Origin of the sequence: Halalkalibacterium ligniniphilum (genome assembly GCF_000334155.1) — a bacterium.
In the GTDB taxonomy this organism is placed as follows: domain Bacteria; phylum Bacillota; class Bacilli; order Bacillales; family Bacillaceae_D; genus Halalkalibacterium; species Halalkalibacterium ligniniphilum.
Window position 1 is genome coordinate 16,822 of record NZ_ANNK01000080.1, and the last position, 17,974, is coordinate 34,795.

At 41.3% G+C, this 17,974-nt stretch carries 15 protein-coding genes; 13 read left to right on the forward strand and 2 right to left on the reverse strand.

Annotated elements, in window-relative coordinates:
* Positions 1–110: 110 nt before the first annotated feature.
* The 12 genes from truB to dapA all read left to right on the forward strand — a co-directional run bounded on the left by truB (position 111) and on the right by dapA (position 12,749).
* Positions 111–1,022: a tRNA pseudouridine(55) synthase TruB gene (gene truB, locus BLT_RS0108460; RefSeq protein ID WP_017727357.1), complete on the forward strand. Its 912-nt coding sequence runs from the start codon at positions 111–113 to the stop codon at positions 1,020–1,022.
* 42 nt (positions 1,023–1,064) lie between these two features.
* Entirely contained in the window at positions 1,065–2,012 is a 948-nt protein-coding gene (gene ribF / locus BLT_RS0108465; protein ID WP_017727358.1) for a bifunctional riboflavin kinase/FAD synthetase, read from the forward strand.
* Positions 2,013–2,237: 225 nt separating this feature from the next.
* Entirely contained in the window at positions 2,238–2,507 is a 270-nt protein-coding gene (gene rpsO / locus BLT_RS0108470; protein ID WP_017727359.1) for a 30S ribosomal protein S15, read from the forward strand.
* A 168-nt stretch (positions 2,508–2,675) separates the two neighbouring features.
* Positions 2,676–4,784 carry a polyribonucleotide nucleotidyltransferase gene (gene pnp, locus BLT_RS0108475; RefSeq protein WP_017727360.1) on the forward strand — a complete coding sequence of 703 codons (2,109 nt, stop codon included), beginning with the start codon at positions 2,676–2,678 and terminating at the stop codon, positions 4,782–4,784.
* Positions 4,785–4,920: 136 nt separating this feature from the next.
* Complete coding sequence (locus BLT_RS0108480) at positions 4,921–5,916, forward strand: polysaccharide deacetylase family protein (protein WP_017727361.1); 996 nt, start codon at positions 4,921–4,923, stop codon at positions 5,914–5,916.
* On the forward strand, positions 5,913–7,151 hold the full coding sequence (locus tag BLT_RS0108485; RefSeq protein ID WP_017727362.1) for a M16 family metallopeptidase: 1,239 nt from the start codon (positions 5,913–5,915) through the stop codon (positions 7,149–7,151). Before BLT_RS0108480 ends, BLT_RS0108485 begins: the two co-directional genes overlap by 4 nt.
* Before the next feature lie 83 nt (positions 7,152–7,234).
* Positions 7,235–7,477 carry a YlmC/YmxH family sporulation protein gene (locus BLT_RS0108490; RefSeq protein ID WP_017727363.1) on the forward strand — a complete coding sequence of 81 codons (243 nt, stop codon included), beginning with the start codon at positions 7,235–7,237 and terminating at the stop codon, positions 7,475–7,477.
* Between the two features lie 445 nt (positions 7,478–7,922).
* Entirely contained in the window at positions 7,923–8,801 is an 879-nt protein-coding gene (gene dpaA, locus BLT_RS0108500; protein ID WP_017727365.1) for a dipicolinic acid synthetase subunit A, read from the forward strand.
* A gap of 12 nt (positions 8,802–8,813) precedes the next feature.
* Positions 8,814–9,407: a dipicolinate synthase subunit B gene (dpaB, locus tag BLT_RS0108505; protein WP_017727366.1), complete on the forward strand. Its 594-nt coding sequence runs from the start codon at positions 8,814–8,816 to the stop codon at positions 9,405–9,407.
* 145 nt (positions 9,408–9,552) lie between these two features.
* Positions 9,553–10,602 (forward strand): aspartate-semialdehyde dehydrogenase, encoded by a 1,050-nt coding sequence (asd, locus tag BLT_RS0108510; RefSeq protein WP_017727367.1) that lies wholly within the window; start codon positions 9,553–9,555, stop codon positions 10,600–10,602.
* 13 nt (positions 10,603–10,615) lie between these two features.
* On the forward strand, positions 10,616–11,842 hold the full coding sequence (dapG, locus tag BLT_RS0108515) for an aspartate kinase (RefSeq protein ID WP_017727368.1): 1,227 nt from the start codon (positions 10,616–10,618) through the stop codon (positions 11,840–11,842).
* A 37-nt stretch (positions 11,843–11,879) separates the two neighbouring features.
* Positions 11,880–12,749 carry a 4-hydroxy-tetrahydrodipicolinate synthase gene (gene dapA / locus BLT_RS0108520; RefSeq protein WP_017727369.1) on the forward strand — a complete coding sequence of 290 codons (870 nt, stop codon included), beginning with the start codon at positions 11,880–11,882 and terminating at the stop codon, positions 12,747–12,749.
* Positions 12,750–12,829: 80 nt separating this feature from the next.
* On the opposite strand, the gene BLT_RS22650 is transcribed toward dapA, so the two are convergent.
* Together BLT_RS22650 and BLT_RS0108530 are read right to left on the reverse strand one after the other, a co-directional pair.
* Positions 12,830–13,798 (reverse strand): carbon-nitrogen hydrolase family protein, encoded by a 969-nt coding sequence (locus tag BLT_RS22650; RefSeq protein WP_017727370.1) that lies wholly within the window; start codon positions 13,796–13,798, stop codon positions 12,830–12,832.
* Between the two features lie 40 nt (positions 13,799–13,838).
* Positions 13,839–15,395, reverse strand: a complete 1,557-nt coding sequence (locus BLT_RS0108530; protein ID WP_017727371.1) for a sodium:solute symporter family protein — start codon at positions 15,393–15,395, stop codon at positions 13,839–13,841.
* Positions 15,396–16,379: 984 nt separating this feature from the next.
* Between BLT_RS0108530 and BLT_RS0108540 the strand changes: the two genes are divergently transcribed.
* Positions 16,380–17,974, forward strand: a 1,595-nt coding sequence (locus BLT_RS0108540; protein WP_017727373.1) for a ribonuclease J, incomplete at its 3' end; no start/stop codon positions are given.

Here is a 17,974-nt window from a genome sequence, read left to right on the forward strand (position 1 = left end):
TAAAGGGATAGGGAGAATGTCTGCCTATCCCTTCCTTCATTTACATAATGAGTAAGACAATAAGATCGTAGAGGGAATTGATAAAAAAGCAGGATAAAGTGGGTGTAAGCATGGATGTAACTGGCATTCTTCCATTATTTAAGCCAGCAGGAATGACGTCACATGATTGTGTTGTGAAAATTCGAAAGCTGTTTCATACAAAAAAAGTTGGTCATACAGGAACACTCGATCCAGATGTTGAGGGAGTTCTTCCCATTTGTCTAGGTCGGGCAACAAAGGTTGCACAATATATGTCTGATTATCCGAAAACCTATGAAGGTGAGGTTACACTTGGTTACTCTACGACAACGGAAGACCGAAGTGGAGAAAAGGTATACGAACGTCTCGTTGATCGGACGATTGATGAGATAGAAGTTTCAAACGTGTTGCATACGTTTCTGGGAGAAATCGTTCAAATTCCACCCATGTTTTCTGCCGTTAAAGTAAAAGGGAAACGGCTTTATGAGTATGCTCGCGCTGGGATTGAGGTCAAACGCCCCGAGCGACGTGTGCATATTCATTCCCTTGATTTAACGAGTAAGGTGGTTGAAGAAAATGGTCTTGTTCGCTTTCGTTTTCGCGTTCATTGCAGCAAGGGGACGTATGTGCGAACACTTGCAGTTGATATCGGAGAAAAAATAGGTTATCCCGCACACATGTCCGATTTAACTCGAACGGCATCGGGACCCTTTGAGCTTCAGCAGTGCTTGACCTTTGCAGAGCTAGAAAAACGTTTGGCAACAAACGATGTGGCTTCTGTGCTATTACCATTGGAATTAGCCATCGCTCACTTACCAAAGCAGGTCGTAAATTCAAGGATAGAAGAGCAAATAAAGAACGGCGCTGTACTTCCTCGCGAATTGTTCGATGAAAACCATTTTAGTGTATATAATGAAAAAGGGATTTGTTTGGCTGTATATAAGCAGCATCCCACAAAGCCAGACTTGGTCAAACCTGAAAAAATGTTATTTTCACTGTCATAGAATTGATTAAATGGAAGTTTTCAGGGAAAGGTGATAGATACGATGGAAACGATTTTTCTACAGCACCCATTAGATGTAAAAAAAGAGCAATCCCCTCCAACCGTCATGGCTCTTGGCTATTTTGATGGCGTTCATATTGGTCACCAGCATGTGATTGAAGCAGGAAAACATGAAGCTGTAAAGAGAGGCATTCAATTAGCAGTCATGACGTTCCATCCTCATCCGAAGGAAGTACTTCGTAAAGAATCGGAGCAGATGCCCTACATCACACCAGTGGAAGATAAAATAGAGCAAATGGAACGGCTCGGGATTGATCGACTTTATTTTGTGAAATTTGATCATGCTTTTGCTCAATTGACACCACAGCAATTTGTTGATCAGTATTTGATCGGTTTACATGTCGTTCATGTTGTCGCTGGTTTTGATTTTACATATGGTCAGCTTGGGAAAGGGACAATGGAGACGCTTCCGTTCCATGCGCGTAACCAATTGACGCAAACAACGGTGGCAAAAATAGAGCGAGAAGGGGTAAAAATAAGCTCAACAAAAATTCGTGAATTGCTAGAAAAGGGCGAGGTTGAAAAAATCCCTTTCTATTTAGGAAGAGACTATGAAGTTTCAGGGACGGTCATTCATGGAGACAAGCGAGGACGAACAATTGGCTTCCCTACGGCAAATGTCAAACCAAAGGACCGTTATATTATTCCAAAAACAGGGGTGTATGCAGTAGAATTTCTTCATGAGGGACAAAGGTATGAGGGTGTCTGCAATGTTGGCTACAAACCGACTTTTTATGATGAAAAAGAAAAGATTCCATCAATTGAAGTCCACCTTTTTAACTTTAAAGGGAATTTATATGACGCTTTTGTTCGTGTTCGCTTTAAGCACTATATCAGAGCAGAAAAAAAATTTACTGGTATCGAAGCGCTTGTTGAACAAATTAAAGCAGATAGCCATCAAGCTCAGGCGTTTTTTGAGCAAAGGGTGTAAATGGGCACGAACCATATGATTCAAGCTCAAATCAATGAAACAGAAATGTCACCCTCGTCCGATAGATTCTCTCAATTTTTACTAGCATGTTCTTTTTTCATCCTTGCTTTTTGTTTATAAAACGTGTAAACTACTCTTTGTACTTATGTACCGATCCATTGCTTGGCATAGCGATTCACCGACGCTTGCTAGGGAATTGGAGATAGAAAAAAGGAGGTGGACAGGATGGCATTATCACAAGAGCGCAAAAATAAAATCATTGCTGCTTTTAAAACGCATGACAGCGATACAGGATCTCCAGAGGTTCAAGTAGCTATCCTTACAGAGCAAATCAACACTCTAAATGATCATTTACGTACTCATAAGAAAGATCATCACTCACGTCGTGGTCTTTTGAAAATGGTCGGTCAACGTCGTAACTTGTTAACGTACCTTCGTAACAAGGATGTTACTCGTTATCGTAACCTAGTTGATAAGCTTGGTTTACGTCGATAATTTAGGAAAAAGGAAAGCGGGATCATTCCCGCTTTTTTCTTAGGTTAAAAACGGTGGTAAAATTCATCAAGCATGCTAATCATTTTCGATTTCTCTTTTAATTTCCTTATAAATAGGCAATAATAAGGAAAGATTGATTATATTTGTGTACGAGAGGAGTACTCGTGAATGGAACAAGAAAAACATGTATTTTCCCTTGACTGGGCCGGTCGTGAGCTAACGGTTGAAACAGGTCAACTAGCAAAGCAAGCTAACGGTGCTGTCCTAGTTCGTTATGGTGATACAGCTGTACTTTCAACTGTTACAGCATCGAAGGAACCTAAAGATTTACCCTTTTTTCCTCTAACTGTTAACTATGAGGAGCGACTTTATGCGGCAGGAAAAATTCCTGGTGGCTTTATTAAGCGTGAAGGTCGTCCAAGTGAAAAGGCGATATTAGCGAGCCGGTTAATTGACCGTCCAATTCGTCCTCTTTTCCCAGACGGTTTCCGGAATGAAGTACAAGTGATTAGCATCGTCATGAGTGCTGATCAAAACTGTTCAGCTGAGATGGCAGCCATGTTAGGTTCATCGATGGCCCTATGTATTTCTGATATACCATTTGAAGGACCAATTGCTGGTGTTACAGTTGGTCGGATTGATGATGAGTTTGTGATTAACCCAACGACAGATCAGCTAGATAAAAGTGATATCAACCTTGTTGTAGCTGGAACGAAAGAAGCCATCAACATGGTTGAAGCAGGGGCAAATGAAGTTCCAGAGGAAGTCATGCTTGAAGCGATTATGTTTGGACACAATGAAATAAAGCGACTCATTGAGTTCCAAGAAAAAATTGCCTCTGAAGTAGGAAAAGAAAAAAGCGAAGTTAAGTTAAAGCAGCTTGATCCTGAATTAGAAAAAGCAGTCCGTGAACAAGCAGAGGAAGAACTGAAAAAGGCGGTTCAAGTTCAAGAAAAGCATGCGCGTCAAGATGCTATCGACGCAGTCATGAACAAAGTCGTGGAAAACTATGAGGAGCAAGAAGACGTAAATGTTGGCGAAGTGAAGGAAATTTTACATAAGATTGTAAAAGAAGAAGTGCGCCGTCTCATTACCGTTGAAAAAATCCGACCAGATGGACGGGCGATTGACGAAATTCGTCCCCTTTCTTCTCAAGTAAAACTCTTGCCTCGTACGCATGGGTCTGGTTTGTTTACACGTGGACAAACGCAAGCATTGAGCATTTGTACTCTTGGTGCTCTTGGCGATGTACAAATTTTGGACGGGCTTGGTATTGAGGAATCCAAGCGCTTTATGCACCATTATAATTTCCCGCAATTTAGTGTCGGTGAAACAGGCCCGATTCGTGGACCAGGTCGACGGGAGATTGGACACGGGGCATTAGGCGAACGAGCACTTGAACCAATTATTCCAAGTGAACAAGACTTTCCATATACGATTCGTCTTGTATCGGAAGTGCTGGAGTCAAATGGTTCGACTTCACAGGCAAGCATTTGCGCGAGCACCCTTGCGATGATGGATGCCGGTGTACCAATTAAAGCACCCGTTGCTGGAATTGCCATGGGTCTTGTCAAGCAAGGCGAGCATGTTACGGTATTAACAGATATTCAAGGAATGGAAGATGCGCTAGGGGACATGGACTTTAAAGTTGCGGGCACGAAAAAAGGCGTAACAGCGCTTCAAATGGATATTAAAATTTCTGGTATTGACCGGAATATCTTAGAGGAAGCGTTGGCACAAGCAAAACGTGGTCGGATGATTATCCTTGAAAGCATGCTTTCAGCAATCAGCGAATCTCGTGAAGAACTTTCTGAGTACGCACCGAAAATTATGACAATGAAAATCAATCCGGATAAAATTCGCGATGTGATTGGACCAAGCGGAAAGATCATTAATAAAATCATTGAGGACACTGGTGTTAAGATTGATATCGAGCAAGATGGTACAATCTATATTTCATCGATCGATATGTCAATGAATCAAAAAGCTCGAACGATTATTGAGGATCTTGTTCGTGAGGTAGAGGTTGGTCAAATCTACCTTGGAAAAGTCAAGCGAATTGAAAAATTCGGGGCATTCGTTGAAATTTTCAAAGGAAAAGATGGCCTCGTTCACATTTCCCAGCTTGCGGAAGAACGGGTGAACAAAGTGGAAGATGTGCTGAAGCTTGGCGACGAAATCATGGTTAAAGTGACAGAAATCGACGAACAAGGGCGCGTAAATCTTTCCCGCAAAGCTGTCCTTAAGGAAGAAAAAGAAAAACAAAAGCAAGGATAATGGAAGGAGACTGGAAGGGGAAAAGCCAGTCTCTTTTTCATCGTTGAATCGTAAGACAACAGCTTAGCTGAACACTAGGTCTGTTCTAACCTGTCCTTCTTCTGCATACGGTGAAGAAGAAGGAGGGAGAGATGGATTGAAAAAAATCATTGTTCATGCTTGTGTATTTTGTGTTGTCGTTCTTCTCTCATATGGAGCAGTCCAAAACCCATTTTCCACAAGTTATATAGATGCAATCAAAGAGGACAGTCAAATGGTTGCGACAAACAACGACCCGTTGTACGCTGAAATCGTTACTCATGCGAAGAAATACATGGAGCCAGCAACCGATGCTGTCATTGATCAGGTGTGGAAGGCTACACCAGGTTATAACGGGGTAGAAATAGATATTGACGAGTCTTATGAACGGATGAAACTTCACGGAACCTTTGATGCAAGGCAGTTGGTTTATCGAGAAACGAAGCCTAAGGTACATCTTCAAGACCTGCCCCCTGCACCAATTTTTCGTGGCAATCCGCAAAAACCAATGGTCACTCTCCTTGTGAATGTAGCATGGGGCAATGAGTATATTCCTGATATGTTAAAGGTGATGAATGAGCAAGGTGTGAAATCAACGTTTTTTCTCGATGGTTCTTGGGTGAAAAAAAACCCACAATTGGCTACAATGATAGTAGAGGAAGGCCATGAAATTGGGAACCATGCTTACTCTCATCCTGATATGCAGAGGATCACCATCGAACGAATCGATGAAGAGCTACAAAAAACAAACGATGTCATCAAGGCGACGCTAGATGTTACACCAGAATGGTTTGCACCACCAAGTGGAAGCTACAATGATACCGTTGTAGCAAGAGCGGCCAAGCATAATATGAAAACGATTATGTGGTCCGTCGATACCATTGATTGGCGAAAGCCAGATCCGAATGAGATGGTTCACCGAGTTTTAGCGAAAATGCACCCTGGGGCAATGGTGCTTATGCATCCAACGGAAGCAAGTGCTAAAGGGCTGGAGCAACTCATTATTGGGATCAAGGAAAAGGGATTAAAGATTGGAAATGTCTCAGACCTTATGGATGAATCACGTGTACACGTTGGCGTAAGCCTTGACAAAAAACAGGGGGCTGCAGATTGATACAGAAAATTGAATTAGAGAATGGCGTACGAATTATTGCGGAGAAAATCACAACGGTTCGTTCCGTCTCAGTAGGAATTTGGATTGGAACAGGATCGCGATTTGAACAACCTGAAGAAAACGGGATCTCTCATTTTCTTGAACATATGTTTTTTAAAGGTACAAAGACAAGAACAGCTGCTGAAATCGCTGAGTCATTTGACCGGATTGGTGGTCAAGTTAATGCTTTTACGTCGAAGGAATATACGTGCTATTATGCAAAAGTGTTAGATGAACATGCTGAGTATGCTGTCGATGTCCTTTCTGATATGTTTTTTAACTCTACCTTTGAAAAAGCGGAATTGGAAAAAGAACGGAACGTCGTCTATGAAGAAATCAAAATGGTTGATGATACACCAGATGATATTGTGCACGATCTTTTAAGTCAAGTATCATATGGTAAGCACGCTTTAGGCTATCCGATACTTGGGACGGTAGAAACCCTTCAAACCTTTGATGAAACGACGTTAAGAAGCTATATGGATCGTTTTTATACAGGTGATTATGTTGTTATATCTGTTGCGGGAAATATAACGGATGAGCTACTAGAAAGGTTAAAGAAAACCTTTGCTCAAGTGAAGCCGACTACGCATCAATATCGAGGAGAAAAGCCGAACTTCCTTTCAAATCATGCGTCCAGAAAAAAAGACACAGAGCAAGCTCATTTATGTTTAGGCTATCCAGGGTTACCTGTTGGGGATGAGCATGTGTATGCCCTTGTCCTTTTAAACAATGTCCTTGGAGGAAGCATGAGTAGCCGTTTATTCCAAGAAATTCGTGAAAACCGGGGCCTATGTTATTCTGTATTTTCTTACCATTCTTCTTATCATGACAGTGGAATGTTGACAATTTATGCTGGAACTGGATTGAGCCAGCTCGATGAGTTAGTCGAGGCTCTGCAAGGTACGACAAATGAGCTTATGAAGAAAGGAATCTCTGAAAAAGAGCTTCTAAATGGGAAAGAGCAGTTGAAAGGAAGTTTAATGCTTAGTTTAGAAAGCACAAATAGCCGAATGAGTCGAAACGGCAAAAATGAATTGTTGCTGAAACGACATCGGAGCCTTGATGATATGATTGATGAAATTAATCACGTGAAGCTTGACGAGGTGAATCAATTAGCTAAAGAAATTCTCGGCAGTAAGCCTTCTGTTTCTCTCATTAGTTCAACAGGAGAGCTTCCAAAAGCATTGCAGTAGAGATCAGCTAATGGCTGGTCTTTTTTTTTGATTCGTTTCATACATCTAGTATATGGACAATGGTGAGAAACGGAGGACATGGAATGAGACTAAGTGAGATAAGTGGTAAAGAAATCATTGACTTTCAAAAGGGAGAACGCCTTGGTGTTTTAGGGCAAACAGACCTTGTCATTAACGAAGAAAACGGGCAAATTGAAGCATTTATTATTCCAACGATGAAATGGTTTGGTTTTGGTAAAAAAGAGAAAGAGGTAACGGTATACTGGAATCAAATTAAGAAAATAGGCCAGGATATGATCATCATAGATTTAGGTAACATTGAATGAACACGGTGCGTGAGCCGTGTTTTTTTGTGGAAAAGGGGACGGAGCTTACAGGATGATAAAGCAGGAAGTGTGTCGCTCACACCCCTTTATTGAAAGGTTGCTCAGCGTTACTTGACGAACTCGTTTTCATGCAAGTAGCAAAAGCGAGCCGCTCATACAGGTTTCTGTGTAAAAAGGGTTGGTACTTACAGGAGGGCACTACCGATCAAGCGGTGTTTAGATTAAGCTTTCGAGTCACGCTCAAGAGGGGAGCAGCCGTTCAAAAAGGTCTTTTTGTGGTTAATATTGTGAAATAAATCACAAAAATAAGTTGGATTGTACATTCACCGATTGCCCAATTTGCTCATATGCTATGGAGGAATCTTACGAGAAGTTTCAGGGTCCTTAACTTGTACGAAGAAATAGACCGACTAGAGTGGACTCTAGTAGAAAGGGGAACAGCAGTATGTTAACGGGAAAGCATGTCGTTATCATGGGCGGTGATGCCAGACAGCTGGAAATTATCCGCAAACTTTCCACCCTTGATGCAAAGATCTCCTTGATTGGATTTGAGCAATTAGATGATGGCTTTATAGGGGTAACGAAGCGAAAGGTCGATGAGCTAGAATGGGATGCAGTTGATGCCATTCTTCTGCCAATCAGTGGTACCGATGGGAAAGGAGAGGTTGAAACGATTTTTTCAAACGAAAAAATTCGGCTGACAGATGAACAGGTAAAGAAAACACCAAAGCATTGCATTCTTTACTCAGGGATTAGTAACCATTACTTAGACGCGTGCGTCAACAAAACAAAACGCAAGCTCGTCAAGCTAATGGAGCGAGATGACGTTGCCATTTATAATTCAATCCCAACTGCTGAAGGGACCGTTATGATGGCGATACAGCATACTGATTTTACAATTCATGGGGCGAATGTGGCGGTTCTTGGCTTAGGAAGAGTAGGGATGTCAGTGGCGCGAACCTTTGCCGTGCTCGGTGCGAAGGTAAAAGTGGCAGCAAGAGACTCTCATCATCTTGCTCGCATTACAGAGATGGGGTTGATCCCCATTCATACTTCAAGTTTGATCACAGAATTGAAAGATGTCGATCTTTGTATAAATACGATCCCTGCGCCGATTATTACGGCGAATGTACTCGCTGAAATGCCGACCCATTGTTTTATTATCGATTTGGCTTCAAAGCCAGGAGGGACAGACTTTCGATACGCAGAAAAGCGGGGCATGAAGGCTTTGCTTGCACCTGGTCTTCCAGGGATTGTGGCACCGAAAACAGCAGGGAAAATCTTAGCGGACGTCCTAACAAAATTGCTGGATGAAGAAAAATAAGGAGGGAATCGAATGTCACTAAAAGGAAAACATATTGGCTTTGGAATTACAGGATCTCATTGTACCTATCATGAAGTCATTCCGCAGATGGAAATGCTGGTTGAGTCAGGGGCGAGAGTGACACCATTTGTTACGTTCACCGTACAAACAACGGATACAAAGTTTGGTGATAGTGCAGACTGGATAAAAAAAATTCAAGAGCTTACCCCTGAGCCGATTGTTGATTCAATGGTAAAAGCTGAGCCCTTTGGTCCGAAAAAACCCTTGGATTGTATGGTTATCGCCCCATTGACGGGAAACTCAACAAGTAAGCTTGCGAATGCCATGACCGATTCGCCAGTATTAATGGGCGCAAAAGCAACATTGCGAAATGGAAAACCAGTCGTCCTGGGTATTTCTACGAATGATGCACTTGGATTAAATGGTGTGAACATCATGCGTTTGTTGGCAACGAAAAACATTTACTTTATTCCTTTTGGCCAAGATAATCCACAAGTGAAGCCAAACTCACTTGTCGCTAGAATGGAAGCATTAGTGGATACAATTGAGGCTGCACTAGAAGGAAGGCAATTACAACCCTTATTAATTGAAAAATTCAAAGATTAGACCTTATGCAGAGTTGCTTATTTGGAGATTATCCCTTAAAGTTTAATAGAGATAGCTCGGTGTCATTATCGATACCTCATCTATTATTATTTTTACTGAAAAACAAAAACGACAAGATGGAAATGGGAGAAGGGAGAACGAACAAATGACAGCTCAAAAAACATTTAATGTTGCCGTTGTCGGTGCAACTGGCGCAGTCGGACAACAAATGCTAAAAACTCTAGAGGAACGCAATTTTCCAATCGCTGAATTAAAGCTCCTCTCTTCAAAGCGCTCTGCAGGGACAAAGGTTACGTTTAAGGGAGAGGAGTTTACAGTTGAAGAGGCGACGCCTGAATCATTTGAAGGTGTTCAAGTTGCTTTATTTAGTGCTGGAGGTTCTGTATCTAAAGCGCTCGCTCCAGAAGCTGTAAAAAGAGGTGCCATTGTTGTAGATAATACAAGTGCATTCCGCATGGACCCAAATGTACCTCTTGTAGTACCTGAGGTAAACGAAGAGGATCTACGTGAACATAACGGAATCATTGCAAATCCTAACTGTTCAACGATTCAAATGGTCGTTGCTCTTGAGCCGATTCGTGAAAAATACGGCCTGAAAAAAGTGGTCGTTTCCACGTATCAAGCGGTTTCGGGTGCAGGACTTGAAGCAATTGAGGAAATGAGAGAACAATCGAAAGCTGTATTAGAAGGAAAGGAAGTAAAGGCAGAAATCTTACCAGTTGGCGGCGACAAGAAGCATTATCAAATTGCCTTTAATGCCATTCCACAAATTGATTTGTTTCAAGAAAATGGTTACACATTTGAAGAAATGAAAATGATCAATGAAACAAAAAAAATTATGCATATGGAAAAATTAGAGGTTGCTGCGACGTGTGTCCGTCTTCCTGTTGAAACAGGTCATTCAGAATCGGTTTACATTGAAACGGAAAAAGGCGGTGCAACGGTTGCTGAGCTTAAAGAACTGCTCGGATCAGCTCCAGGTGTTACCCTTGAAGATGATCCGGAGAACCAAGTGTACCCGATGGCAGTAAATGCTGTAGGTAAAAATGACGTCTTTGTCGGTCGACTACGCCGCGATCTTGATCGTGATAACGGGTATCACATGTGGATTGTTTCTGATAACCTTCTTAAGGGTGCAGCTTGGAACTCTGTTCAAATTGCAGAAAGCCTAGTTAAGCTCGAACTTTTAAAATAAAAGTAGGTGTTCTATGAAAATCATTGTCCAAAAATTTGGCGGAACGTCTGTAAAAAACGCAGAAGTACGTGAAATCGCGGCAGAGCATGTGATTAAATCGGTTCAAGCAGGGTACAAAGTGATCGTTGTTGTATCGGCAATGGGGCGTCGTGGCGATCCATATGCAACCGATACGCTTTTAGGTTTGGTTGATACGAGCAATCTTGCCAAGCGTGAACAAGATTTACTCGTTTCATGTGGGGAAGTGATATCATCTGTAGTATTTACAGAGCTCTTAAACCGCTCCGGATTACAAGCGACAGCTATGACAGGGGCACAAGCTGGCTTTCGTACAAATGAGGATTTTACGAACGCGAAAATTTTGGAAATGAAATGTGAGCACCTGAAGCAAGTTCTCCTTCACCAAGACGTTGTCGTTGTTGCTGGTTTTCAAGGACAGTCGAAATCTGGGGAAACAACGACACTCGGTCGTGGAGGGAGCGATACATCTGCGACGGCTCTTGCGGCAGCAGTGAATGCAGAATGGGTTGATATCTTTACAGACGTGGAAGGTGTCATGACAGCTGATCCAAGAGTTGTTTCTGAGGCTCGTCCACTTGAGACGATGACCTATAATGAAGTGTGCAACATGGCCTACCAAGGAGCGAAAGTTATTCATCCACGCGCTGTAGAAATCGCTATGCAGGCTAAAATTCCAATCCATATTCGCTCTACGTATTCGGAAGCAAAAGGGACACTTGTCACCTCCGTGCTATCTGATCAAGCTGCTCGCGATGTCCAAGATCGTATCATCACAGGTATTGCTCATCTTGCGAATGTGACTCAAATCAAAGTGTTTGCGAAAGATGGGGAATACGACCTACAGGAAAAAGTGTTTAAAGCAATGGCGAATGAAAACATTAGTGTTGATTTTATTAACATCAATCCACGTGGCGTCGTCTATACGGTCATGGACTCTGTTGCCGACCGTGCCCTTGCCGTATTGAAGGAGCTAGGATTTGAACCGGAAGTCGAGCGCCATTGTGCAAAGGTTTCTGCGGTAGGGGCTGGTATGACAGGTGTCCCAGGTGTTACCGCTAAAATTGTTGCAGCTCTATCTCGAGAGAACATCCAGATCTTACAATCAGCCGATTCCCACACAACGATTTGGGTACTCGTCAAGGAAACAGATATGGCAAAGGCCGTTAACGCACTCCATTCCATGTTTCATCTTGAGCAAGTTGGGCAGCAACAAGGATAACAATGAAATGAATGCCCTCGATAAGGAGTTGAAACACATGGACTTTGGCCATGTAATCACAGCAATGGTTACCCCTTTTGATGGGAAGGGGAACATTGACTTAAAAAAGGCGGAGCGCTTGGTAGAGTACTTACTGGAAAATGGCTCTGATGCCCTTGTGGTAGCAGGGACAACAGGGGAATCACCAACGCTGACGGTAGAAGAAAAAATAGCTTTGTTTTCGACGGTCATTAGCATCGTCAATAAGCGGGTCCCTGTTATTGCAGGAACGGGTACAAATAATACGTATGCTTCTGTGGAAATGACGAAAAAAGCGACAGAGCTTGGCGCAGATGGGATTATGGCTGTTACTCCATATTATAATAAACCATCTCAAGCGGGAATGATTGCTCATTTCAAAGCAATCGCCGAAGCTACACATCTACCAGTGATGCTTTATAACATTCCTGGTCGCTCGATCGTCAACATGAGTGTGGAAACCATTTTGGAGCTTGCCAATGTGCCGAATATCGTCTCTTTAAAAGAAGCAAATGGTGACTTAGAGCATATGGCTGCAGTCATTGAAGGGACGAATGAATCATTTTCAGTTTATAGTGGTGATGATTCATTGGCTCTTCCTGTATTAGCAATTGGAGGAAGAGGAGTCGTTTCCGTTGCTTCCCATGTGATCGGTAAGGAGCTACAAGAAATGGTTCAAGCGTTTCATAACGGGAATACACTGCAAGCAGCGGCAGCTCATCGCCGGCTTTTACCAATCATGAAGGGCCTGTTCACTGCACCAAATCCTACATGCGTGAAAGCAGCCTTACAAATAAAAGGGCTTGACGTAGGTGGGGTACGCTTACCACTTGTTCCTCTTCATTCAGAAGAGCGACTGTTACTGCAAAAAACCATTGAAAACATTTGATCAAAAAAGCTGGCTTACTTCATATACGAATAAGCCAGCTTTTTTTGGCAATTATGATTTGTTGTGGTTGTTGTTTCTCTTTACATTTTAGATAGCTCCACTTGCTCTGTTAAATCGTATTTTTCAAATTGATTTTCTAACTGAGTTGAGTTTGACTGTGTTTCTCGATTGACGCCAAATTGAAATAAGTCTGGACGACCGTGATAAGAAATCGTGTCGAGAATCGTATAATTGAAAATCGCCTTCTCAAAGTCAATCTCCGCAATAACGTCGGTTTCCCCGCTTTTTTCAGGACCTGCAATAAAGCTACCGTCTGGTGCAATGATTGAACTACCTCCACCAACATGTGGGAAACCAAACCGTTCGATTTCTTTTTCAGAGGCACAGGCTTGAGCGCAAATAACAAACGTTTGATTTGCCATGGCATAACTTTGGCACCATGTTTCTACCCACCTGTTGTATAACTCACCTCTACGTGCTGCACCAGATACCCAAACGGCCGCATGAACTTCTTCACCTTGTTCAGCCAAGGCATAACGTGCTAATGAGTTGTTATGCTCCCCACATATGAGTCCGCCGATTTTACCGAGTGGCGTATTATGTACTCGTAATCCTGAGGCATCACCAGCAGCCCAGATGACTTTTTCTGATTGAGTGGCGATCATTTTTCGGTGCTTACCAATTAATTGTCCTTCATTGTTAATAAAGACAATCGTATTATATAGAGCCTTTGCTTCTCTTTCCGTTATACCCAGAACAACATAAGCATTCGCGCTTCGACAAGCCGTTGCCACTTTTCTTAGGGTCTCACTTGGTACTTCGACTGAGTTTTGAAACATTCTTATATATAGTTCACGATTCATGGGTTCGCTCCAATTCCAATGTGGTGTACCAGGAATCATGACTTCTGGAAACACAATGAAACGCACACCTTTTTGACCTAATTCAATAATTTTTGAACAAACTTTTTCAGTTGTTGCCTCTCGATCAAGCCATACTGGTGCCATTTGAACTGCTGCAGCTAGATACTTCTTTCCGATATCACTCATTTATAACCCTCCAATTTTTGTTTGCTATTTTTTCGTAAACTTAAACAACTTCTTCATTTGGTACACTTATACTTGCTGTACTCTTCTTGTTTTTTTGATTGTATATCGAATGTAAAAACTTAAATTGTTCATCAGCAATTTCGTTCTCTTGTTTCGGTGTTAGTAATGTAACAATAATTAGCAGAGTAAGTGAAGCAAATAATACAGGGATAATTGGTTGAAAACCAAATCTAGGGAGCAACTCAACAATTGATTGGGCAATGATACTCTCTGGAAAGAACGTTGTTGCAAAGTAACATGGAACTAAAATCAAGCTCGTTAAAACGGATGCAATTGCACCTTGCTTATTGATTCTTCTAAAATACATTGCGCCTACAAGTACAGGTATGAGAGAGGCTGTTCCTGTAAATGAAAGTACGGCTAAATCAAAAATGGTTGTCGGTTGTAATAAACATAAAACATATGAAGCAACAAGAATAAAGACAATAAACACTCTGCACCATTTCAATGGATTATTAATTTTAAATCTAGCTTTCATGACATCGTTTGTAAATAAACTCGCAACCGTTAGAGTTTGTGCATCCATGGAAGACATAACAATCGCTAGTAAAGCAACAACGGCTAAGGCAAACATCCAACTTGGTAAATACTCGCGGGTAATCATAAAAATAATATTATCTGCAGCGGCTCCTTCTAAGCCTGGTATTAATGCAACTCCCCAAAAGCCAAGAATACATGCAGGTATAAAAGTTAATAGAACGCCAAGCGGATATAAGGTTGCCGTCTTTCTTAAAACAACTGCACTTTTTGCTGTCATAAAACGAGTATAAAGATGCGGCATGGCAAATAAATTAATACTATACAAAACGATATAGCTCAACATTTCTTGCCAGGTAAACATCGGTTGAGTTCCCCTATGTAGTAAATCCGGATTGATAGAACGAACTTGCTCTAGCAATGATTGTGGACCACCTTGTTTAAAACCAATCCAAACCACAGCTATGACTAAAAACGCTAAGAAAATCAATGTTTGAGCAAGATTGGTTAAGGCTGTTCCTCTCATGCCACCACTCCAAATGTAATAGCCAACGATGACTGAGACAATTAACGCTCCTAACCAATAAGGTATGACACCGTCACTAAAATTTTCAAAGGCTGCTCCTGCTCCAACCATACCAATCGTAATATAAGGCAGTGTATACATCACTAAAACAATAAAAACTAACGTTGTTAAAACAGGACTCATAAAACGATTTTCGATATATTCAGTGGATGTAACATATTTAAATTTTTTACCAAGTGCCCATGCTCTTGCACCGAATATCCAGTTAAATAGGGACATGCCAACAACAGCTCCACCCATAACTAATGCATAAATCCCTATACCGTTACGATAAGATAGACCTGCAACACCAAGCATTGTAAATGTTGACATGTTTGTCCCTAAAATGGTGCAAAAAAGAACAAAAGTTCCAAAGCTTCGGTTCCCCATATAATAGTCTTCAGTAGACAAGCTCATTTGTTTTTTGCTGTACCAGCCAATCCACAAATTTAACCCTAAGTAAAGAATGATGGTTATAAACAAAACCGTTAACATGCAATTGCCCCTCTCATGCTATCTGATTAACTATTTTCATCCAAATTATCTGGTAATTGAGGCCAGATGAGTTTAAAAACAAAATACAAAAATGGCCATGCTAACAAACCATACAAGATTTTACTCCATAAAATATAAGGCATACCGAAAACAATTGGATCCATTCGATCCAGCCAAAAAAGATCAAAATGTAGCATTAAATACAGAAACACCAAAAAGTAACCGATTATTAGCTTTTTCGACACTTTGCAATTACACCACCTTTAATTTTTTGATTATTTCGATAAATCAAAATTATGTTTTCAGTTTATATTTTATGAATTTTATAAGCAAATAAAAATATTTTATACCGCTATTGTAAATATTTATAGGTGATTATGTACAAAATGATTTGCTATAACGGATGTTTAAATGCGACTTTTAAACATTTTGCTAAAGTACAAACGGTAAGAATAAGAAGAAAAAGCAGTTTATAAATAAAGTGAAATGATGGAATATAGTTGGAAGGGCTATTGATGAAAAAAGCATGAGTTCGTTTCGAACATCGATAAGTTGCGGCTACCTCTATCTTAAAAAGAACAGTCTTGTGTTTGCTTTTGGAAATCATGTATACTTAAACCAAGTGATGAGTTCGGGTTGAACGACAGCACCAGGATGTGTTGCCGTGTGTTTAAACGTAACGAAAGGATTAATCGTGCGCGAAGACTAAGCGGAGCAACATTTTTTTCGCGTAAGGATGCATAAGTGATTTCATAACGTTACAAGCTTCGGCTAAGACGATTGTTGAAATGTTTATACAAGCTGGACGGGCATAGCTCGATCAGAACGGAAAAACACATCGAAGGATTTCACTCGATGAATAGGTACGCTTATGTCTTTCTTACGACAAACGCAGCAACATGTAAGCTACGTTTTGAACGGAATTTATTCGCACTAGACGCAGTAGAGAAACAGAATAAAAAGAGAATATAGGAGGAACGTCAAGTGTCAAAGCAACCATCAGAGACTATTCGTGTTTTTGCCTTAGGCGGGGTCGGTGAGATCGGCAAAAACATGTATGTAATCGAGGTAGATGATGACATTCTCGTTGTCGACTCAGGATTAATGTTCCCAGATGATGACATGCTTGGAGTGGATATTGTCATTCCAGATGTGTCTTATCTTGTTGAGCAAAAAGAGCGGGTTCGAGGGATTATTTTAACCCATGGACATGAAGACCACATCGGTGGCCTTTCCTATGTATTACAAAAATTAAATGTACCTGTTTATGGTACAAAATTAACATTAGGATTAGTGGAAGAAAAATTAAAGGAAGCTGGTATTCTACGTTCAGCTAAGTTACGGCTCGTAGATGCAAACTCTCGCTTGAAAATTGGATCAACAAAAGTGTCGTTTTTCCGGACCAATCACAGTATTCCCGACTCTGTCGGTGTATGCATTGATACATCACAAGGTGCGATCGTTCATACAGGTGATTTTAAATTTGATCAAACACCGGTAGATGGAAAGCAAGCCGATATTGGAAAAATGGCAGCGATCGGTCACCGTGGCGTCCTTTGCTTGTTATCTGACAGTACAAATGCAGAACGACCTGGAATGACACGATCTGAGTCAGAGGTTGGTCAAGGGATTTTTGAAGTGTTCGATCGAACGGAAGGACGTATCATTGTCACGACCTTTGCTTCCAATGTTCACCGTATTCAACAGGTCATTCAAGCAGCTATTTCAACAAAGCGGAAGCTTGCAATTGTTGGTAAAAGTATGGTAAGAGTCATAACGATTGCGAAAAAGCTTGGTTATTTAGAAGCTCCTGACGACCTTTTTATTGAGATTGATGAAGTTTCTAAGTATGGCGATCATCAAGTGGCTATCATTACAACTGGTAGTCAAGGTGAACCGATGTCAGCGTTGACACGGATGGCAAAAGGTGCCCATCGTCAAATTACGATTTCTGCAAGTGACACGGTCATTATTGCTGCTACACCAATCCCTGGTAATGAGAAATCTGTATCAGCGATTATCGACATGCTCCACCGCATTGGTGCAAATGTTGTTTTTGGTAGTTCTCGTGTCCATGCCTCAGGACATGGTAGTCAAGAAGAATTAAAATTAATGTTAAATCTTATGCGCCCAACCTATTTCTTACCTATTCACGGAGAGTATCGAATGCAGCATGCTCACCGGGAGCTTGCCATAGGAGTGGGTGTGAAAAAAGAGAACATTCATATTATTGATAAAGGTGAAGTGGTTGAGTTTGTGAATGGACAGGCGCGCCGAGCTGGAAAGGTTCCATCAGGAAATGTATTGATTGATGGACTGGGTGTTGGTGACGTTGGCAACATTGTTCTTCGTGACAGACGGTTGCTTTCTAAGGATGGAATTCTTGTTGTGGTTGTTACGTTAAATAAAGAAAATGGAGCGATCATTTCAGGACCGAACATAATCTCAAGAGGATTTGTTTATGTTAGAGAATCTGAGCAGCTTCTTGAAAAAGCCAATGTACTTGTTAGTGAAACATTGGATAAATGCGTAACCGAAAACGTAAATGAATGGTCTTCCATGAAAAGTAACATTCGTGA